Source organism: Nocardia vaccinii NBRC 15922 (assembly GCF_001613305.1).
Classification (GTDB): domain Bacteria; phylum Actinomycetota; class Actinomycetes; order Mycobacteriales; family Mycobacteriaceae; genus Nocardia; species Nocardia vaccinii.
Map to the genome: position 1 here is coordinate 513,430 of NZ_BDCC01000012.1, position 21,159 is coordinate 534,588.

The 21,159-nt window shown below is 67.9% G+C and carries 16 protein-coding genes; 9 read left to right on the plus strand and 7 right to left on the minus strand.

Features of this window, described 5'->3' with window-relative positions:
• Position 1 precedes the first annotated feature (1 nt).
• The 3 genes from hydA to NV1_RS10975 form a co-directional block, all read right to left on the minus strand.
• Positions 2-1,423, minus strand: a complete 1,422-nt coding sequence (gene hydA, locus NV1_RS10965; protein WP_067888665.1) for a dihydropyrimidinase — start codon at positions 1,421-1,423, stop codon at positions 2-4.
• 105 nt (positions 1,424-1,528) lie between these two features.
• Positions 1,529-2,377 carry a nitrilase-related carbon-nitrogen hydrolase gene (locus NV1_RS10970; protein WP_067888668.1) on the minus strand — a complete coding sequence of 283 codons (849 nt, stop codon included), beginning with the start codon at positions 2,375-2,377 and terminating at the stop codon, positions 1,529-1,531.
• Positions 2,378-2,596: 219 nt separating this feature from the next.
• Complete coding sequence (locus NV1_RS10975; RefSeq protein ID WP_067888671.1) at positions 2,597-3,502, minus strand: DoxX family protein; 906 nt, start codon at positions 3,500-3,502, stop codon at positions 2,597-2,599.
• Positions 3,503-3,625: 123 nt separating this feature from the next.
• Here NV1_RS10975 and NV1_RS10980 point away from each other — a divergent pair, with 123 nt between their 5' ends.
• Positions 3,626-4,759, plus strand: a complete 1,134-nt coding sequence (locus tag NV1_RS10980; protein WP_067888673.1) for a PQQ-dependent sugar dehydrogenase — start codon at positions 3,626-3,628, stop codon at positions 4,757-4,759.
• 117 nt (positions 4,760-4,876) lie between these two features.
• On the opposite strand, the gene gatB is transcribed toward NV1_RS10980, so the two are convergent.
• From gatB to NV1_RS11000, 4 genes are all read right to left on the minus strand, one after another.
• Positions 4,877-6,391: an Asp-tRNA(Asn)/Glu-tRNA(Gln) amidotransferase subunit GatB gene (gene gatB, locus NV1_RS10985; RefSeq protein ID WP_067888676.1), complete on the minus strand. Its 1,515-nt coding sequence runs from the start codon at positions 6,389-6,391 to the stop codon at positions 4,877-4,879.
• 163 nt (positions 6,392-6,554) lie between these two features.
• Positions 6,555-9,047, minus strand: a complete 2,493-nt coding sequence (locus NV1_RS10990; protein ID WP_067888679.1) for an ABC transporter permease — start codon at positions 9,045-9,047, stop codon at positions 6,555-6,557.
• Entirely contained in the window at positions 9,044-9,769 is a 726-nt protein-coding gene (locus NV1_RS10995) for an ABC transporter ATP-binding protein (RefSeq protein ID WP_067888682.1), read from the minus strand. The genes NV1_RS10990 and NV1_RS10995 overlap by 4 nt, the downstream gene beginning before the upstream one ends.
• Positions 9,770-9,829: 60 nt before the next feature.
• A complete protein-coding gene (locus NV1_RS11000; RefSeq protein WP_067888686.1) occupies positions 9,830-10,150 on the minus strand; it encodes a hypothetical protein in 321 nt (106 codons plus the stop codon).
• 183 nt (positions 10,151-10,333) lie between these two features.
• On the opposite strand from NV1_RS11000, the gene NV1_RS11005 reads away from it, so the two are divergent.
• From NV1_RS11005 to NV1_RS11045, 8 genes are all read left to right on the plus strand, one after another.
• Positions 10,334-11,698 (plus strand): sensor histidine kinase, encoded by a 1,365-nt coding sequence (locus tag NV1_RS11005; protein ID WP_067888688.1) that lies wholly within the window; start codon positions 10,334-10,336, stop codon positions 11,696-11,698.
• Complete coding sequence (locus NV1_RS11010) at positions 11,698-12,390, plus strand: response regulator transcription factor (RefSeq protein ID WP_067889052.1); 693 nt, start codon at positions 11,698-11,700, stop codon at positions 12,388-12,390. The genes NV1_RS11005 and NV1_RS11010 overlap by 1 nt, the downstream gene beginning before the upstream one ends.
• 72 nt (positions 12,391-12,462) lie before the next feature.
• Complete coding sequence (locus NV1_RS45005; RefSeq protein WP_067888691.1) at positions 12,463-15,126, plus strand: serine/threonine-protein kinase; 2,664 nt, start codon at positions 12,463-12,465, stop codon at positions 15,124-15,126.
• Between the two features lie 202 nt (positions 15,127-15,328).
• A complete protein-coding gene (locus tag NV1_RS11020; protein WP_157116762.1) occupies positions 15,329-16,219 on the plus strand; it encodes a serine hydrolase in 891 nt (296 codons plus the stop codon).
• A 554-nt stretch (positions 16,220-16,773) separates the two neighbouring features.
• On the plus strand, positions 16,774-17,814 hold the full coding sequence (locus NV1_RS11030; protein ID WP_067888700.1) for an amidohydrolase family protein: 1,041 nt from the start codon (positions 16,774-16,776) through the stop codon (positions 17,812-17,814).
• Positions 17,811-18,674: an amidohydrolase family protein gene (locus NV1_RS11035; protein WP_067888703.1), complete on the plus strand. Its 864-nt coding sequence runs from the start codon at positions 17,811-17,813 to the stop codon at positions 18,672-18,674. Before NV1_RS11030 ends, NV1_RS11035 begins: the two co-directional genes overlap by 4 nt.
• Positions 18,667-19,563 carry a substrate-binding domain-containing protein gene (locus NV1_RS11040; RefSeq protein ID WP_067888706.1) on the plus strand — a complete coding sequence of 299 codons (897 nt, stop codon included), beginning with the start codon at positions 18,667-18,669 and terminating at the stop codon, positions 19,561-19,563. Before NV1_RS11035 ends, NV1_RS11040 begins: the two co-directional genes overlap by 8 nt.
• A gap of 83 nt (positions 19,564-19,646) precedes the next feature.
• A complete protein-coding gene (locus NV1_RS11045; protein WP_084525249.1) occupies positions 19,647-20,969 on the plus strand; it encodes a cation:dicarboxylate symporter family transporter in 1,323 nt (440 codons plus the stop codon).
• Positions 20,970-21,159 lie beyond the last annotated feature (190 nt).

Consider the following 21,159-nt stretch of genomic DNA (forward strand, 5'->3'; position numbering starts at 1 on the left):
CCTAGATCAGATATTGACAGGGGTCGCGGCGCACGAAGCGGCCGTCGCCCTTGCGACCGATGTACTCCCCCGCGTCGACGACGACCTTGCCGCGCGAGAGCACCGTGTCGACGTGGCCGTCGATCTCGAAACCCTCCCAGGCCGAATGGTCCATATTCATGTGGTGGGCCTTGCCCAGGCCGATGGAGGTGTGCCCGTCCGGGTCGTAGATCACGACATCGGCGTCCGCGCCGGGCGCGAGCACCCCCTTGCGGCCGTAGAGTCCGAACATGCGCGCCGGGGTGGTGGAGGTGATCTCGACCCACCGTTCGAGGGTTATCCGACCCTCGACCACACCCTGGTACATCAGGTCCATCCGGTGCTCGACCGAGCCGATACCGTTGGGAATCTTGGAGAAATCCCCGACGCCCATATCCTTCTGCCCCTTCATGCAGAACGGGCAGTGGTCGGTGGCCACCATCTGAATGTCGTTGGTGCGCAACGCCTGCCACATGTGGTCCTGATGGCGCTCCGCACGCGAGCGCAGCGGGGTGGAGCACACCCACTTGGCTCCCTCGAAACCCGGCGCGCCCAGTTGCTCCTCCAGTGACAGGTACAGATACTGCGGGCAGGTCTCGCCGAAGACGTTGCGGCCGCGATCGCGCGCCGAAGCCACCTGCGCGACAGCCTGTTTCGCCGAGACGTGTACGACATACAGTGGGGCGCCGGTCAGATCGGCCAGCATGATCGCCCGGTGGGTGGCCTCCTCCTCGAGCTGCCAGGCCCGCGCGATGCCGTGATAGTACGGATCGGTCTTGCCCTGTTCGAGCAACTGGCCCACGAGAACGTCGATGGCGGGCCCGTTCTCGGCGTGCATCATCGTCATCAGGCCGGTGGACGCGCCGATCTGCATCGCGCGCAGGATCTGCGCGTCGTCGCTGTAGAACACGCCCGGATAGGCCATGAACAGCTTGTAACTGGTGATGCCCTCAGCAGGCAGCTCGCGCAGCGCCGACAACGACGCGTCGTTCACATCGCCGACGATCTGATGGAACCCGTAGTCGATCGCGCACTGTCCGGCGGCCATCTGGTGCCAGGTGGCCAGGCAGTCCTGCAAGCGCTCGCCGAACTTCTGCACCGCGAAGTCGATGATCGTGGTGGTGCCACCCCAGGCCGCGGCGCGGGTGCCGGACTCGAAATCGTCGGAGGCGGTGGTGCCGCCGAACGGCATCGACATGTGCGTATGCGCGTCGATGCCGCCGGGGACGACGTACTTGCCGGTCGCGTCGATCACCGTGTCCGCGGTCCGGGCGAGGTCCGTGCCGAGCACCGTGCTGCCCGGTTCGAGCAGTGCGGCGATCCGTTCGCCGTCGACGAGAATGTCCGCGGCGCCGCGGCCGGTCGCCGAGACGACGGTGCCGCCGGTGATGAAAGTTGTCGGCATACCGGGTAACTCCTTCGAAAGAGGACCGAAGATGGTGAGCCGGTGGAGCTTGCGGGATCGGAGCACCCGGCGCGACGATGATCGTGCGGAGTCGGCTGGACCGGATCAGGGCGCGACGATGGCCTCGTACGAATCCGGGCGACGGTCCCGGTAGAACTGCCAGTCCCCGCGCACCTCCCGCAGCACGTCCAGGTCCAACTCGCGGATCACGAGTTCCTCGGTTCCGGTGGAAGCGACCGCGCCGACGTAGTTGCCGCGCGGATCAACGAAATACGAACTGCCGTAGAAGGTCACCGCCGCCTCGCCGAATTCGTCGCTCTCCGTGCCGATTCGGTTGTTGGCCGCGATGTAGTACTGGTTCGCGGCCGCGGCGGCGGGCTGCTCGAGCTCCCAGAGCCGGTTGGACAGGCCGGGTTTGGTGGCCGAGGGGTTGAACACCAACTCCGCGCCGGCCAGCCCCAGCGCTCGCCAACCCTCGGGAAAATGACGGTCGTAGCAGATGTAGACCCCGATGCGGCCGACCGCGGTGTCGAAGACAGGGTAGCCGAGGTTGCCGGGCCGGAAATAGAACTTCTCCCAGAAGCCGGGCAGGTGCGGGATGTGATGCTTGCGGTACTTGCCCAGGTAGCTGCCGTCCGCATCGATCACCGCGGCGGTGTTGTACAGCACCCCTGGCTGCTCCTGCTCGTAGACCGGAAGGATGACGACCATGTTGTGCCTGCGGGCCAGTTCGGCGAATCGCGCCGTGGTCGGGCCGGGCACCGATTCGGCGTACTCGTAATACTTCCTGTCCTGAACATTTCCGAAGTAAGGCCCGTAGAACAATTCCTGGAAGCAGATCACCTGCACGCCCTCGACCGCGGCCTGCTCGACGAACTTCTCGTGCTTGGCCAGCATGGATTCCCTGTCCCCGGTCCAGGTGGCCTGGGTGATGGCCGCCTTGATCGTCGTCATCGAGGTTCTCCTTCCCGAATTCTTCAATTATTATCGAATATAAACATTTCCTGAATATTTCGATGAATGCAGGAATTGTAAACCTGCCGCCTCGGCGACCAGGCGGAAACGCGAAGAATCCCGCCGCCAGGAACGCCGGAAGGCCGGCCCCGACACGGTGCGGGCCGGCCTTCCGGACGGCGAATCGCGGGACGGCGATCGCCGGGACAGCGTTACGGATCAGTGGCGTATGCCGTGGAACGGGTTGCCGCCGTGCAGGTAGAACCAGGCGCCCGCGGCGGCCGCCAGCGCGAGGACGAGAACCACGAAGGAACCGTAGCTGGGGCGGGTGGCCCAGCCACGGCCGCGGTCGAAGGACAGGCGGCCGGGGCCGGTGAGGATCACCGCGGCGGCCAAACCCGCGAGGATCGACTCCAATTCGACTGTCTTGTACTGGAATCCGCTGGACATGCCCTGTTTCCAGAGCCAGGCGTCGCTGATCGAGGCCAGCACCGCGCCCGCGGCCAGGGGTGTGGCCAGGCCCAGGATGATCAGGATGCCGCCGCCGACCTCGGCGACGGTGAGCATCGAGGCGGACAGTTCGACATGCTTCCAGCCGCCCGAGGACAGCATCTCACGGGTGCCGCTCAGGCCCGGTCCGTGGAACCATCCGGCCAGCTTCTGCAGGCCGTGGTAGAGGAAGGTCAGACCGATGACCAGACGCAGCACCAGCAGGCCCAGATCCTGGGTGCCGCGACGAGTGTCGGTGCGGGCGAGGCGTTTACGCGGGGTGATGCCGTCACCGCTCGGGGCGGGCGGGATGGTGGCGAAAGAGTAGGTCGAGGCGGTGGATTCGCGCTCCGGCGCGTCGGCGTCCCCGGCGGGGTGTTCGCTTCCGACCGTTTCGTACCTGCCGATTCCGACGGATTCGTACTGGCCGGTGGTGTACGGCGCGGCGGACGAGCCGCCCGTGGCGGGAACATCGGGATCGAGGCCGAGTTCGTCCTCGGTGCGCGGGACATCGGAGCCGGAAGTGGATTTCACCGTGGGGAACTCCCCGGTGGGCCCGTCGTAAGGACTGCCCGCCGGCGCCCCGGAGTGCCCGGGAGTGTTCGACTCGGATGATGCATGCGGCTTGTCGGTCACCCGTGCAGACTATGTCGACGCCGGGATCCGCGCTTCGTCTCCGTGCGGCGTGTCCGCGCCACGCGGGCCGGTCAGGTCACCCCCTGCGAGCATGCACCGCGGTATTTCCGTAACGTCTGACCCATGAGTGTGGTTGTCGCGGGCCGTATCGCTGTGAGCTTGGCTGTCACCGCCGGTCTGCTGGCCGGATGCGCCGGCTTCGACGATTCCGCGTCCAAACCGTTCACCCCCGCGCCCAGCATCAGCCCCGAGGGATCGGGACCGACCACCACGCCCTCGACCAAGCCGTCCACGCCCAAACGCGCCGCCGGGCCGTGCGTCGACCCCGATCCGAGCGTCGTGGTGTCCTGCCTGGACACCACCGGCGGCCTCGCGGTGCTGCCCGACGGGCAGCAGGCGCTGGTGACCGAGCGCGTCACCGGCCGGGTCCTGAAGGTGGTCAACGTGGACGCCAGCGAGGTGCCGCCGAGCCCGACCGAGGTGGCGAAACTCGATGTCGACGCCGCCGGTGACGGCGGTCTCACCGCTGTCGCGTTGTCGCCGACCTACGACGAGGACGGGCTGATGTACGCGTACATCACCACCTCGAGCGACAACCGCATCGTGCGCATCGGCGCGGGTGGCGTTCCGAAACCGATCCTGACCGGAATTCCCAAGGGCACCACCGGAAATCGCGGAGCCATCGACTTCGTCTCGGCCACCAGGATGGTGGTGGAGACCGGTAACGCCGGTGATCCGGGCGCGGCCGGGAATCCGAATTCGCTGGCGGGCAAGGTGTTCACGATCGACAACCCGGCGCCCGGCGGCGCGAATCCGAAGATCCTCGCCTCGGGCATCGGCGCGGCCGGTGGCGTCTGCCCGGATCACAAGGACACCATCTGGTTCACCGATCGCACCGCGACCGAGGACCGGTTGCAGCGGGTGGACAGCAACGGCACGGTGAGCACCGGGTGGACCTGGCCGGACCGGCCGGGAGTCGGCGGATGCGCGGCCGCCGTCGACGGCGTCGCGGTATCGCTGGCCGGGGGCAAGGCGCTGGCCTTCGCCAACGCCGACCAGAACACCCACGCCATCACCACCCAGCCGACCATGGTCGCGCAGAACAAGTACGGCGAGCTGAACGGCGCGTCACTGGCTCCGGACGGCTACGTCTGGGTTGACACCGTGAACAAGCCGTCCGCGGCCGGACCGCTGGACGAGCGCGTCGTGCGGATTCCGCCCCCGAAGGGCGGCTCGGGCAACGGCTCGCCGGACTAGCGAGAGTCCGCGCGGGCAGCCCCGCACGATCTGCGGGGAGGTGTTCCCGGCGTCATCGGCGCATTCGAACCGGCTCGGCGCGAGGCCGCTCGCCGGCTCGATCGGCTGAGGATCGCGCTATCCGGCGACGCCGCAGGCCGCCAGCACCAGCTCGCGCACGCGGGCGGCGTCGGCCTGGCCGCGGGTGGCCTTCATGACATCGCCGACGACCTTGCCCGCGGCCTGCACCTTGCCCGAACGGATCTTCTCGGCGATATCCGGATTGGCCGCCAGGGCCTTGTCGACCTCGGCCTGCAGAGCCGAATCGTCGGACACCATGCCCAGGCCCTTGGCCTCGACGATCGCACCCGGCTCGCCCTCCCCGGCGAGTACGAAATCGACGACCTGCTTGGCGACCTTGCTGTTGATGGTCTTTGCGTCGACCAGGGCGACGACCTCGGCGACCTGCCGCGGGGTGATGGGCAGCTCCTCGAGCGCCACGTCGCGATCCTTGGCCCGCTCGGTGAGGTAGTTGACCCACCAGGCGCGGGCGGCGTCGACCGAGGCGCCCGCGTCGACGGTCGCGATGATCAGGTCCAGCGCACCGGCGTTGATCAGATCGCGGAACACCTCGTCGGGCAGGCCCCATTCGGCCTGGATGCGGGCGCGGCGCAGCCACGGGTACTCGGGGATGGTGGCGCGCAACTCCTCGACCCAGGCCGCGTCGGGGGCGACGGGCTCGAGATCCGGCTCGGGGAAGTAGCGGTAGTCCTCGGCGGTCTCCTTGGGGCGGCCGGGCGAGGTGGTGCCGTCGGTCTCGTGGAAGTGCCTGGTCTCCATGAGAATCGAGCCGCCGGAGGCGAGTATCGCGGCCTGACGGCGCATCTCGAACCGGACCGCGACCTCGACGCTGCGCAGCGAGTTCACGTTCTTGGTCTCGGTGCGGGTGCCGAACTCCTTGGCGCCCTTGGGCATCAGCGAGACGTTGGCATCGCAACGCAGCGAGCCCTGCTCCATCTTCACGTCCGAGACGCCGAGCGACTTCAGCACTTCGCGCAGCGCCGTGACGTAGGCGCGGGCCACCTCGGGCGCGCGCTCCCCCGCCCCGGCGACCGGCTTGGTGACGATCTCGATCAGCGGCACGCCCGCGCGGTTGTAGTCCAGCAGGGAGTGGCTCGCGCCGTGGATGCGGCCGGTGGCGCCGCCCACGTGCAGCGATTTACCCGTGTCCTCCTCCATGTGGGCGCGCTCGATCTCGACCCGGAAGGTGGAGCCGTCGTCCAGCACGATGTCCAGGTAGCCGTCGGTGGCGATCGGCTCGTCGTACTGGCTGATCTGGTAGTTCTTGGGCTGATCGGGATAGAAGTAGTTCTTGCGCGCGAACCGGCCCCACGGGGTGATCGAGCAGTTCAGCGCGAGGCCGATGCGGATGGCCGATTCGACGGCCTTCTCGTTCACCACCGGAAGCGCGCCGGGCAGGCCCAGACAGACCGGGCAGACCTGAGTGTTCGGCTCGGCTCCGAAGGTCGTCGGGCAGCCGCAGAACATCTTCGTCGCGGTGCCCAGCTCGACATGCACCTCCATGCCCAGCACCGGCTCGAACCGGTCGACGACATCGGCATAGTCCATCAAGTCCACCGTGGGTGCAGTCATGTCCACAGTTTAAGGAAAGCTCCGACACCGTCGAGCCCCCGCACCCCGTCGAGATGTCCGCACCCGTTCCAGAACCTGGAAAGGGTGCATCTGTCCCGGTGGGGTGTGAGAAAGGCTCTCACCCGCCCCGAGCGCGGGTGAGAGCTCCCCTCCGATACACCGATCAATCTGCCGCGATGGCCTCGATGATCGGCATGCGGGCCGCACGCAGCGCGGGCGGGATGGCACCCAGTAACGCGAGAACCATTGCGGCCGAGGCGTATACGAGCAGCATCGGGCTCGGAGAATAGGCCACCGGGATGGTCATGGCTCGTCCGAACGCGATATCGGCGAGGTACTGGACCGCGGCGCCGATGGCCAGCCCGAGCACCGCGCCGGTCAGCCCGATTCCGGCGGCCTCGGTGAGCACCGCGCGCAGCATGAATCGGCGGCTGGTGCCCATGGCGCGCAGGACGCCCAGTTCACGCCTTCGCTCCAGAACCGAGAGCATCAGCGTGTTCAGCAGGGCGATCGTCGAGACCAGCACCACGATCCACAGGATCGATCCGGACAGCGACGTGCCCTGTCTCACCCCGCCGGACACCGCCGCCACCGCACCCGAACCGGTGTCCACCGCCAGCCCCGGCGGCACGTTCCGGCGCAGCAGGTCGAGTTCGGCCGCGGGGTTCACACCGGGGGCGTAACTGATGCCCAGAATGGTCTCTCCGGGCCGCTCATACCACTGCCGCAACATGTCCAGATCCAGCAGCACCGTCCCGGTGATCGCCGAGAAGTACGGAATCACCTGCAGCACATGGATTTCGTGGATACCGGTCGGGGTCGGCAGATCCAGTTCGGATCCCTCGTGCACGCCCAACTGCCGCGCCACGTCCCCCGATACGACCACGCCCTCGCCGCGCGCCATCCGGTCCTGCACACCCGGCCGGAGCTCGGCTATCGGCCCGGCCGGGACACCGCGCTCATAGGCCTGCAACATCACCTGGCCACGGCCCAGCGTCGCGAAGGCCATTTGAGCCGAACCCGCGTCGGCCACCCCCGGCAGCGCCCGGATCCGGGCCTTCAGATCCGACGGCAGCAGCGGCCCGGTCGGGAACTCCGCCAGCGAGGACGTGCTGACGTAGGCGTCCCGGCGCGCGAGGTCGGCGAAGGTGGCCGTCGCCGAATCGACCAGGTTGTGCGACGCGCCGCCCATGGCGACCACCGCGGTCACACCGATCATCACGGTCATGGTGGTGGCCCAGACGCGGCGTGGCGCACGCTCGAGCGTGGTGGCGCCCAACGCCCCGGGCGCACCGAACACACGCGCGACCATCGCCGCGGACCGCACGATCGGCTCCGTCGCCGCGAAGCACAGCACCACCGCCGCGCTGATGGACAGCGAGATGGCCGCCAGGGACAACCGGCCGATATCCGCGTGCGCGATCAGGATCGCCGCGGTGACCATCACGCCGCCGAGAAGTACCGCGCCCCAACGCAACAGCGGGTTCACCGCATCGGATTTCGACACTCCCACCGGCGCCAGCGCCTCGATCGGCTGCACCTTGTAGATCTGCCGGGCCGCGATCGCGGCCGCGGCGGTGCTGGCCAGCACACATGCCGCGATCGCGATCGGGATCGCATAGCCGGGCACCAGGTATTCGATGTGCGCCTGCACCGAGGCCGTCATCGCCGAGGGAACCTGGTGAATCGCGTTGCGCCCCATCAATATTCCGACCATCGCGCCGCTTCCGCCGCCGATCAGGCCGAGCAGCGCGGCCTCGGCGATCAGGTCGCGCACCATCGGCGCACGCCGCCCGCCGATGGCCCGCAGCAGCGACAACACCGGACGGCGTTGCGCCACAGCCATACTCATCGCGTTGTAGATCAGAAATCCCGAAACGATCAGCGCGGCGGCCGAGGCCATCGTGGTCGAATAGCGCACCAGCTGGATCGCCCCGCCCGCCTGCGCGGTGCGCAGACTCGGATCGGCCACCACCGCGCGGCCGTTCACCACCGCGGTGAGCGTCGAACGCAATCGCCCCACATCGGTTTTCGGCGCGGGCACGATCTGGATCGAATCGAGTTGTCCGGACCGGCCGAGGATCCGCTCGGCCACCGGCAGTGCCGCCACGACGATCCGACCACCGTTGAGCTGCCCGGACGTGCGGTCGTCCAGTACGCCCGCCACCGTCACCCTGGTCGCGCCGAGGGCGAACCGCTCCCCCTCGTGTCGGCCGAGGCCCGCGCCGACCAGCACTCCGTCCGGTACCGAGAGCAGTTTCACCGCCTGCGAGCTCATCGGCCCGGCGAGCGCACTGCCCAGCGCGGATACGCTCGCATCGGCCCCGATCAGCAGCGTGCGGTCCGCGCCGGCGCCGACCCTGGACCGCACCATCGGCACGGCCGCCGAGACTCCGGGCACCGCCTGGATCCGCGGCAGCAGATTCCGGTCGAACCCGCCGTCGGTGATGCCGGAGATCTCCAGTGCCGCTTTACCTCCCAGCGCCCTGGTGAGTTTGTCGACCGAACCGGTGACCGAGCCGGAGATGCTCAACACCGAGACCAGCAGCCCGGCCGAGACGGCCATCACGGCCATCGCCATCAGGGTGCGGCCGCGATGTGCGAGCAGTTCACCGATATTGAACAGCCGCAGGCGATCCCACGCGGCGATGATCATGCGCGAACCGCCCGATACCCATCCGCGGAACGTCGGCCGGAGGCATGCTCACCGGTGGTGATCGACCCGATTCGCCCGTCCCGCAGAGTGATCACGCGATCGCAGTAGTGCGTGGCGCTCATGTCGTGGGTGACCATCACCACCGAATTCCCCTGCTCGGTGATCATGCCGAACAGTTCCAGAATGGCCGCGCCGGTCTTGGAATCGAGGTTGCCCGTGGGCTCGTCGGCCAGGATCAGCGGCGGATCCATGATCAGCGCCCGCGCCACGGCCACGCGCTGCATCTGTCCGCCGGACAGTTCGGCGGGTCGGTGCTCGGCGCGCTCGCCCAGCCCGACCAGGTCCAGCAGTTCCAGCGCTCTCGACTTGGCATTCCGTAATCCGGTGCCGTCCAGGAGTTTCGGGATCGCCACGTTCTCCCAGGCGGTCAGCGTCGGCAACAGATTGAAGAACTGGAAGACGAAACCCACACGGTGCCGCCGGAATTCGGACTGCCGATCGTCACCGAGGTCGCCGATCTCCTCGCCCTGGAAGGTGATCGACCCCGAATCGGGCGAGTCCAGCGCGCCCAGCAGATGCAGCAGGGTGGACTTCCCGGACCCGGACGGGCCGATGACGGAGGTGAACTCCCCCGCGGCGATGTTCAGGCTGACGCCATCGAGGGCACGGACCCGCTGCTGCCCCACTCGGTACTCCCTGACGACGTCGGTCAATTCCAACATCGGTGTTCCCCTCCTCGTCTCGGCCCGCTCACCGGGCACTGTCTCCGGTTGTGGTGCGTATCAGCGCACGAGCGCCTCGGACGCACGCCACCGGCGTACGTCCTGGGCGTCGAGCACGGCGCGCAGCACCGGCTGTTCCGCGGCCAGCTCGAGATACGCCTCGGCGGCCGACTGTCCTTGCAGCAACGCCAGGTCGAGCTTGACGTGCAGGTGGTTGTCCCAGCGGTACTGCAGCGCGGCAAGCACACCGGCGGGTCCGCCGAACAGCCGCTCGACGTCCGGAAGTCCTTGCAGCAAGCCAGGATTCACCGGATCGGCGGCCGCTCGGGTCAGCACCACATCCAGAATTTCGGTACGGGCGTGCAAATCTTGCCAGGTCATGGCGCTCACCCCTTCCCACTTGCGCCCGGCATCGGTCCGCCGAACGCTGTGGTGTCGACGCTACGGACGCGACCTCGGCGAATCGTCGTGCCGAGGGCGTGAGTTGGGCTCCTACCCCGGTAGGAGCCGGCCCCCGCTCCAGGAACGATGATCGGTGTCACACCGACTGGCTAGCCTTGGTGCATGGAGGTGCTGCGGATCGTCGTGCTGACCGCCGCCGCGGTTCTGCTGGCCGCGGTGCTCTGGCGTGCCGTGGTCGGATGGCGCTACGCGCGCCAGCGGATCGTGGAGTTCTGGCACGACCCGCGCGGCACATTCGACCAGCACATGGCCGAGCTCCCGTTCGACTACCCGCCGGCGGTGATCCTCACCGCCGATCTGGCTCTGTCGATCGCCGCGGTGACCGCGGTGATCCAGCGGCACGCCTACTTCCCGACCGCCCTGCCCATCCTGGCGCTGCTCCTGGTCACCTTCGCGTTCCCGATCCTGACCATCTTCGGCGTCCCGCCACGGCCGGGACCGCTGTGCGCCGTCGGGCTGATCGCGCAGGGCATATTCCTGTTGCAGCCGGTGACGCTGGACGCCTCGCCGTTCGTGCTGGTGGTCGTCGCCGGCGAGGTCGCGGCCATCGCCAGCAAGCGGATCAGCCTGCCATTCGCCGTGATCGCGTTGCTGGAGCTGCTGCTGTTCCACCTCGTCGGCCCCGGCATCGACTCACTGCCCAACTATGTCATCGGGGTCGTGCTGGGCACCCTGGTCGGGCTGATGATGCAGTACCAGCGGATGTATCTGTACCAGGAACGCGAGAATCAGGAGATCCGCGCCGCCCGCGCCGCCGACGACGAACGCCGCCGGATCGCCCGGGAGGTGCACGACGTGATCGCGCATTCGCTGAGCGTGACCCTGCTGCACCTCACCGCGGCCCGCCATGCGCTGCAGACCGATCGCGACGTCGAGGAGGCGATCGACGCGCTCACCGACGCCGAACGGCTGGGCCGTCAGGCCATGGCCGACATCCGGCACACCGTGGGCCTGCTCGATCAGCGTCCGTCCAGCCTGACCCCCGAACCGGGGATGGACGACATCCCCGCGCTGGTCGAGGATTTCGTGGGCGCGGGTCTGGACGTGGACTACTCGCTGTCCGGGGATGTCACGACCGTCTCGGCGACGACGGGCTTGGCGTTGTTCCGGATCAGCCAGGAATCGCTGGCCAATATCGCCAAACACGCCCCCGATGCCGCGGCCACCCTGCGCATCGAGGTCACCGGCACGCAGGTCACCGCGGTCGTTACCAACACCCTCGCGGGTCCGGTCCCCGCTCGGCGCGGCCGAGGCATGGGCATTTCCGGTATGCGGCAGCGCGCCACACTCATCGGCGGCAGCCTGACCGCCGGACCCAGCGCCGGGCGGTGGGAGGTGCGCGCCGGATTCCCGATCGCCGACACCTCGCCGGGCCCGACGTGTCCGGTCTCGGGATCGGAGGACCATCTGCGGCCCGTGCGCGACGCGTTCACCGCTCTGACCCGCAAACTCCAGGAGGGTATGTGATTCCGGGTACTTCGCCGTCCGAGGAGAACGCGCTCGGCGTTCTCGTCGTGGACGACCAGGAGTTGGTGCGCGGCGGTCTGCGCCGGATCCTGCGCCGCCGCGACGGTTTCCTGGTGAGCGAATGCGCCGACGGCGACGAGGTCCCGGCCGCGCTCGCCACGCAGCCCGTCGACGTGGTGCTGATGGACCTGCGAATGAAGCGCGTCGGCGGTATCGACGCCACCCGAATCCTGCGCTCGCGCACCGAAGCGCCGCCCGTTCTGGTGCTGACCACCTTCGACGATGATCAACTGCTCTCCGGCGCACTGCGCGTGGGCGCCGCCGGATTCATCCTCAAGGACTCCCCCGCCGAGGATCTGATCCGCGCGGTGCGCACGGTCGCGGCCGGCGGATCCTGGCTCGATCCCTCGGTAACCGGGCGAGTGCTGTCGGCATATCGCACCGTCGCGCCGACTCCGGCGAAGGCTCGCTCCGGCCTGGACGAGCTGACCGCTCGCGAGTACGAGGTTCTGCAGCGAATCGGGCGCGGGCGGGTGAACACCGAGATCGCCGCGGAGTTGGGCATCTCGGAGGTCACGGTAAAGAGCCACGTCGGACATATTTTCGGAAAGCTCGGGTTACGGGATCGCGCCGCCGCGATCGTGTTCGCGTTTGACCACGGAGTAGTCGCACCTGGAGAATCGTCGGCGTAAACGGGGCAGGCAACCCCGGTGGGACAGCCGGGCACGGGTGTCGCACCCTGCCCAGGGACGGAGGTTTCACCGGTGAACGCATCGCGGCCGCGGACCGGCGGCCGATTCGGCCCGTACGAGCTGCGCTCCATGCTCGGCCGCGGCAGCATGGGCGAGGTCTACGAGGCGTACGACACCCACAACGATCGCGTCGTCGCCCTGAAGTTGCTGCCCGAGGAGCTGGCCCAGGATCCGGCCTACCGCGAGCGGTTCCGCCGCGAATCACACGCCGCGACGCGCATCGCCGATCCGCACATCGTCCCGATCAATCGCGCGGGCGAGATCGAGGGCATGCTCTATCTGGACATGCGCCTGATCCGCGGGGACAACCTGCGCGCCCTGCTGCGCCGACAGGGACCGATGGAGCCCGAACGCGCGGTGCATATCGTCGAGCAGATCGCCACCGCACTCGATGCCGCACACGGCGCGGGTCTGGTGCACCGCGATGTCAAACCGGCCAATATCCTCGTCACGCCGACCGATTTCGCCTTCCTCACCGATTTCGGCATCGCCCGCAGCGAGGGTGACAGCGCGACCACGATGGTCGGCGTCACGGCGGGTTCGTACACCTACATGGCGCCCGAGCGGTTCGACTCGGGTCCGGTCAACGGCCGCTCGGACACCTATTCACTCGCCTGCGTTCTGTACGAATGCCTCACCGGCGCAACGCCTTTCCCCGTGCAGAACGTGAGCGGGCTGATCCGCGCGCATCTGTCCGAGACGCCACCGCGGCCGAGCCTGCACCGCCGGGACGTGCCCGAAGCCCTGGATGCTGTTCTCGCACATGCCATGTCGAAATCGCCCGACGATCGATTCGCCACGACCGGGGAGTTCGCCGGGGCCGCTCGCGCCGCGATGGGTCTGTCGGGTGCGCGCGAAACCGCCGTCGCAGCACCACCGCCGCCCACCTCGACCTCGGTCGAGCCGCCGCGACCGAGCGACACCGGCGCGGTGCAGGCCGGTCCCCTGCCGCCGCTGCCGCAACGCATCGCACCCGGTCCGGGTGCGCCCCGGCCGGTGCTGGAACCCACGACGTTCCAGCCGTTCGGCCCCGACGGGCCGACGATCGCGGCGCAGTTCCAGCCGCGCGGCGACGAGCAGTACGAGCCCGCGCCTCAACCGCGCGAGGAGATCCCCCCGGCCGCTGGTTCGGCGACCACGGTCATGCGGACCGGCGCGGGCATGGGCATACCGTCCACTGCGGACGAGACGACCAATGCGATGGCTCGCGGTCCGGTCCCGACCTCCGCGGATCAGGATATTCCCGACGAACCCGCCCCTGCCGCACGCGGTTACGAGACGACCGGTTCGCTGCGCATCATCGCGCCACCCGATCCGGAGGAGCGCGATACCAGCAGCGATCTCCCGGTGATCACGCCGGCGGACCCCTCCCGGATGCCCCGGGAGGAGTTCCGGTTCGCCCCGCAGCCGCCGGGACTGCCGCAGCGTGCGTCGCAGCCGGAACCGACGCTCCCGCAACGTGCGCCGCAGTCGGAATCGATACCCCCGCAGCGAGGTTCGGAGCCGACCCGGCCGGCGCCGCAACTCCCGCAGCGAACGCCGCAGCCGATCCCGCCGACGCAGCAACTCCCGCAACGTGCGCCGCAGTCGGTCCAGCCGACGCCGGATCTTCCGCAGCGAGCACCGGAATCGATCGGTCAGGCATCGATTCCGCCGCAGGCGGAACCGGCCGCGCAAACGCCGAAACTGCCTCAGCGAGCACCAGAATCGGTCGATTCCGCGCCGCACACCGAGCTGCTTCCGCACGGCACCAGCGCAGGCGCCGCGGGGGTGATCGGTGCGGGCTACGCCGAGTACGAGGACGAGTCGCAGTACGGGTACGACGACGAGGCCGATTACCGCACCACAGACGGCTACGAGGACGAATACGCCGACTACGATCCGGAGGCTCCCGTCTCGGGCGAGGGTTACGCCGAATACGACGAGAACGATTACGCGGGAAACGAGTACGGCCGAGGGGAATACGACCACGGCGAATACGCCGAGGGCGAGTATGTCGATGGCGAATACGCCGAAAATGCCTACTCCTCAGGTGAATACGAACAGGACGAATACGGCCGGAGCGAATACGACGATCGCACAGCGCATTCCGTCCTCGGTTACGGCCCCGATGACAACGGCGTCTACTCCGACGAATACGAATACGCCGGCGCCACAACACGATACGAGGATCGCGGCGCCAAACCGAAGAAGCGGTCGGTCGCGGTACCGTTGCTGCTCGGCTTCCTCGGCGCGGCGGCGGTGATCGGAGTCGCTGTGGTCGGCTGGCAGGTCTTCGGCAAATCTCCCACGACCAGCTCCTCGGCCGCCCAGCAGGCCGGCGCCGGCACGGCGACCACGGCATCGATGGCCGCACCGGCCACACAGTCCGCGGACACCACGACCGCCGCGGCGACTTCCACTCCGCCCGAAGGATCCACCGCCTGCTCGTCGAGTTCGTCGGGACAGGACACCGAATACACCCGGTCGGCATCGGGTAATTCGCAGACGACCTGCGGATTCGCCGAGGCGGTCCGCAAGGCGTACGCCAAGGCCGCCGACTCGAGTTCGAGTTCGCCGACCTCGGTGGTCGCGGTCAGTCCGACCACGGGCCGCTCGTACACCATGACCTGCAAGGCAACCGGCCGCTTGATCACCTGCACCGGCGGCGACAACGCCGTGGTTTACGTGTACTGAGCGAAAGACGTTCCGGCGCAAGTGGTTTCGCTCGGACAATCGGGCTGCGAACGGTCCACCGACCTGCCGAAACGTCACGTGTTCCGTCACATATGCGCCATCGCGAGTCCGCGCATTTGACCCCGGGGGCGTGACGGCACAGAATTCCACGACTGACCGGTGGCCCGGACGCGGGCCGCCGCGCGATGGTGGAGGTGGCCGGGTGCAGGTACCCAGAGAGCCGGGCAAGTGGCGCAGGAGCCTCGGGGCAGCCGTGTGCGGGCTCGCCCTACTGGCGAGCGCGGCATGCTCCAAGGCCGCCTACGACGCACCACTCGATCCGGTCGTCACCCATCCGATCAATTCCAGTCCCGGTCCGGTGATCGCATTGCCCGGATCGCTGGCCGCCGACTTCGCGTCGCTGCTGCCGACCCTGGGCGGGCACGCCGGGATGGCGGTCATGGCGGTCGGCAGCGACACCGCGACGTCCATGGGCGATTGGACCTCGGGTCCGGCCTGGTCGACGATGAAGGTGCCGCTGACCCTGGCCGTGCTGAACACCAACGGCAATACGCCCAGTTACGCGATGTCCGCGGCCATCACCGAATCGGACAACAACGCCGCCGACGCGCTGTGGCAATCGCTGGGCACCCCCGATCAGGCCGCGCAGGCTGTGCAGAAGATCCTGCAGCAGGGCGGCGACAGCACCACCAAGGTCCCCTCGACCCGATCTCGGCCGGATTATTCGGCATTCGGCCAGGCCATCTGGGCGCTGGCCGATCAGGCACGGTTCGCCTCCCATCTGCCGTGCCTGGCCAACGCGAATACGGTCACCGATCTGATGGGCAAGGTCGTCCCCGGTCAGCAGTGGGGCCTGGGGCATCTGCAGAATGTCACCTTCAAGGGCGGCTGGGGGCCCGATCCGTCGGGCAATTATCTGGTCCGCCAATTCGGACTGGTGACGACGCCGAACGGGCAGATGGCGGTCGCGGTCGCCGCCCAGGCGAATTCGGGGTCCTTCGACGACGGCACGGCGATGCTGAACAAGATCGTCCCGCTGATCACCCAGCATCTGAACGACCTTCCGACGGGCTCGTGCGCCGCGGCGCATTAGCAGAACCGACCGGTACCGGGCTCGAACACACTCAGCGGCACAGCGTCTCCGTCCGCCGGAACAGTCGGCACCGGCACGGCAGTCAGGTGAGTGCGCGCCCTCGCCGACGTCAGTGAGCGAGCCGGGCTCGGTGCTGTCGGCGGCGACGCCGGTTCGACCGGATCGGCCGTCGTCGGCCGCGTGATCGAGGACTGAGCCAGGCATGCGAGCAGCCGGATCTCCGGTTGCGCGAAGGCGATCATCGTCATCGTCCGATTCAGCGTGGCGTCCCTCGTGCCCTTCTCCCTCAGAGCTTGCTCGGTCGGCCATCCGGCTTTCCTACCCGCGCACCGGCGCAGTCGAATCGTTAAGATCGCCAACGCTATTGTCAACAATAATGTGAACATATAGGCTCCAAGGCGGTTCGGCGACCGTGTTTGGTGCCACGTCCCGCCGAAGTTGTGTGCCACCGCACAGATCGACAAGGAGCGACCAGCTCTCGGCGCACGAGTGCCAGGTCCGGGTCCACCGGTGTGCCAGACCGCCCGTGCCGCGGACCGTGAAGGAGAACGCACTTGATCATCGACGTCCACGGTCATTACACGACCGCCCCGCCCGGGTTGGGTGACTGGCGCAGGGCTCAGATCGAGGAGCTCGCCGGCGGACCGCCACCACCGGCGGGCGGCCCGCGGATCTCGGATGACGAGATCCGAGAATCATTGGAGGGTAATCAGTTACGACTCATGGATGCCCGCGGGATCGATCTCACGATCTTCTCGCCGCGCGCCTCGTTCATGGCCCACCACATCGGCGACGTGAGCACCTCACGCGACTGGGCGCGGCACTGCAACGACCTGTGCGCACGAGTGGCCCGGCTCTACCCGGGCCGCTTCGCTCCCGCGGCGATGCTGCCGCAATCTCCCGGGGCCGATCCGGCGACGTGCGTGGACGAGATCCGGCGCTGCGTCGACGAGCACGACATCGTCGGCATCAACCTGAGCCCCGACCCGTCCGGGGGATACTGGACCGCGCCGCCGCTGACCGACGAGAGCTGGTTCCCGATCTACGAGGCGATGGTCGAGTACGAGCTACCCGCCATGGTCCACGTGTCCACCTCGGTCAACCCGGCCTTCCACACCACCGGGGCGCACTACCTCAACGCCGACACCACCGTGTTGATGCAGCTGATCGAGGGAGACCTGTTCTCCCGATTTCCCGGTCTGCGCTTGGTGATCCCGCACGGCGGCGGCGCCGGCCCGTACCACTGGGGACGATTCCGCGGACTGGCGATGGCCCTGGGCAAACCACCCCTGGAGGAGCACATCCTCGGCAACGTCTACTTCGACACCTGTGTGTATCACCAGCCGGGGATCAACACCCTGTTGGAGGTGATCCCGCACGCCAACATCCTGTTCGCCTCGGAGATGATCGGCGCCGTGCGCGACGTCGATCCGCTCACGGGACGCCATTTCGACGACACCGGAAGCTACCTCGAGCGTGCCGGTCTCACCGGCGCGGAGCTGTCGGCGATCCATGAGCACAACGCGCGGCGCGTGTACCCACGGCTGAACTCCCGATCGACCACCAGCGGAACGCAAGGAGCACAGCCACTGTGACCATCATCGATTCACACACGCATGTCATCGCCGCCGACACGGGCCGGTATCCGGTAGACCCCATCGGCGGACGGCAATCCACCTGGTCGGTCGAGCATCCGGTCGACGTCGACGGCCTGCTGGCCGCGCTCGACAAGGCCGGAATCGACCGGGCGGTCGTGGTTCAGGCGTCGACGGTCTACGGCCACGACAACCGTTATCTGGCCGATTCGGTACGCGCCCATCCCGATCGGCTGACCGGTGTGTTCTCCCTCGATGCGTTGGCGCCCGACGCGGTGGACCGCATCAACCGCTGGCAGGATCAGGGCCTCTCGGGCTTCCGGCTCTTCACCACCGGCACCACCATGCCGGGACAGGCCGATTGGCTGGGCCACGCGGACTCCTATCCGGTGTGGGAATACGCTCAGGCACAAAGCATCCCGGTCTGTCTGCAGATGACGATCGAGGGAATCCCGGCACTGCGGCGCATCCTGGAACAGTTCCCGCGGGTCAAGGTCGTCCTGGACCACTGCGCCCGGCCGATCCTGTCGGACGGCCCGCCGTATGCCGCGGCACACGGGCTCTTCCAGCTCGCCGAGTACCCCGGGGTGCACCTGAAGGTGACCCACCGGGCGCTGCGGGCGGGCGGCGAGGGCGCCTCGACGATCGACGACTTCCTGGCCGCGCTGCTCGCCGCCTACGGGTCGCGGCGGCTCATGTGGGGATCGAATTTCCCGGCCGCGGCGGGACCCCTGTCCGGACTTCTCGCCGACGCCCGCAGCGCACTCGGCGGGCTCGATCCGGCCGACGCCGCCAACGTCTTCGGCGGCAGCGTCGCGCACTTCTACGCGTTGCGCGAGAAAGGGCCCCAGCATGTCTGAGCAGACCGTCACCCTGACCACGGCGCTGGGCAAACACCCTGTCGCACAGATACTTCGCAGTGGCGAGGTGACCGACCCGATGGTGCGGCTCGACTTCGCTGAGGTCACCCCCATCCACCGTGTCTTCGCGCCGATGGTGCGCGAGCAGAGCTTCGACGTCTGCGAACTGGCCGTCGTCACCGCGCTGCAGGCGATAGCCCACGGTCATCCGATCGCGCTGCTGCCCGTCGTCGTGGCCGCGCGCTTCCAACGGGAATGCCTGGTCGGCCGAGCCGATGATCCGATCGACGATCCCGCCGAACTGCGCGGTCGACGCATCGGTGTGCGCTCCTACACCCAGACCACCGGCTTCTGGATCCGCAGCCACCTGCGCGAGGACTACGGCCTGCGCGCCGAGGACATGACGTGGCTGACCCAGAATCCCGCGCACGTCCCCGAGTACGAGGATCCGGACTTCGTCTCCCGCACCCTGTCGGGAAGTCTCGTCGACGCCCTGCGCGATGGTGCGATCGATGCCGCGATCTTCGGCAACGACCTGCCGGCCGGCGATGAGTTCGTGCCACTGATAAGTCAAGCGCGGCAACGCGATCAACGGTGGTACGACGAGCACGGCTACGTCCCGGTCAACCATCTCGTGGCAGTGTCGCTGCCCACCCTGCGGACCCGGCCCGAGGCCGTCGGCCGGGTCTGGGAGCTGCTGACCCGCGCCGAGCACCTGGCCGCCGAGCGCGCCACGGGTATCCCGGTCACCGCCTCCGGGTTGTCGCGGCTGACCGGCCCGATCGACGCCATCGCGGCGGAATGCCATGCCCAGGGCATGCTGCCCCGGCCGCTGACCTCGGCAGAGGTATTCGCTCCGCTCGACCGGCTGCCCGCGCCCCGAGCGTGAACTCGATCCCCCGATAGCGGCACACCCGCCGGGTCTGTGCCCATCCCGAACGCCGCACCGGCGTTGCTCAGAGAGAAGTCCGCATGTCCGTTTCAAAGGCCCTGCCCCAACCCGAACAGTCACGGCCTCGGCGATTCGACTGGAAGGGAATCAGCCCCTTCGGCAAGCCGCTGCACAAGGACCTGACCTTTCAGGTCCTCGTCGGCATGGTGCTCGGCGTTCTCCTGGGCGTCTTCGTCCCGATCGTCGGGAAGAACGTCAACGTGGTCAGCACGATATTCATCAATCTGATCCAGATGGTGGTCGGGCTGGTGGTCTTCTGCACGGTCACCCTCGGAATCGCCAAGGTCCGCGATTTCGGCAAGGTCGGGCGGATCGCGGTGAAGGCGATTCTCTACTTCGAGGTGGTGACCACCTTCGCGCTGGTGATCGGTCTGGTCGTGGTCAACGTGCTGCACCCCGGGTCCGGCATGCACGTGGATCCGGCGTCGTTGAGCGGCGCGAAATCCGTGCACGCCGCGAAATCCATGAGCTTCTCGACCTTCCTGGAGGGTCTGGTGCCGACCAGCGCGGTCGATGCCTTCGCCAAGGGCGACATCCTGCAGGTGCTGGTGTTCTCGGCGTTGTTCGGCTGCGGCGTCTCCGCACTCGGCGCCAAGGCCGAACCGCTGGTGGGGGTCATCGACACCGTGCAGCAGAGTCTGTTCTGGGTCATCGGCAAGGTCATGAAGCTCGCGCCGCTGGCGGCGTGTGCGGCGATCGCCTATTCGGTGGCCAGTTATGGGCTGCACACCCTGTTGTCGCTCGGCTCGCTGGTGCTCGTCTTCTTTCTCACCGTGGCGGTGTTCTTCGTCGTCGTCCTGTGGCCCATTTCGTTGTTCGCCGGTGTCAGCCTCTGGAAATTGATCAGGTACTTCCGGGAGGAGCTCCTGCTGGTCATCGGGACGAGTTCCTCGGAAAGCGTCTTTCCGCAATTGACGGCCAAACTCGAGAAGCTGGGTGTGAGCGACTCGGTGGTGGGTCTGGTCCTGCCCACGGCGTACAGCTTCAACCACGACGGCACCTGCCTCTACTGGGCGGCGACGAGCGTCTTCCTGGCGCAGGCAACCGATACCCACCTCGGCGTGGCCGGTCAGTTGAGCCTGATGGTCGTGCTGCTGTTGACCTCCAAGGGCGGCGCGGGGGTCGCGGGTTCGGCGATTCCGATGCTCGCGCTGACCCTCGCCGCCACCCACACCATCCCGGTGGCCAGCGTGGCGCTCATCCTCGGGGTGCACAAGATCCTCTCGGCGGCCTTCGTGTTCACCAACATCGCCGGGAACTGTCTGGCCACGGTCGTCGTCGGAAAGTGGGAGAAGGCAATCGACTGGACGAAGATGAACACGGAGCTGGCGGCGCGGGTCTGAGCCGGTGCACAGGCCGCCCCATCCTCGCGGCCGACCACGCGTGGGCGGGTCGAACCTGCGTAGCGACGACCCGCCGCAGCGAAGCAAGGCGAAGCAAAGCGAGGCGAAAGACCGACGTGCCCAGCGGCGAAGCGTCTCGGTCTGGCTGGGAGTCGCCCGCGAAGCGAAAGGTTCAGCAACGCCAACTCCA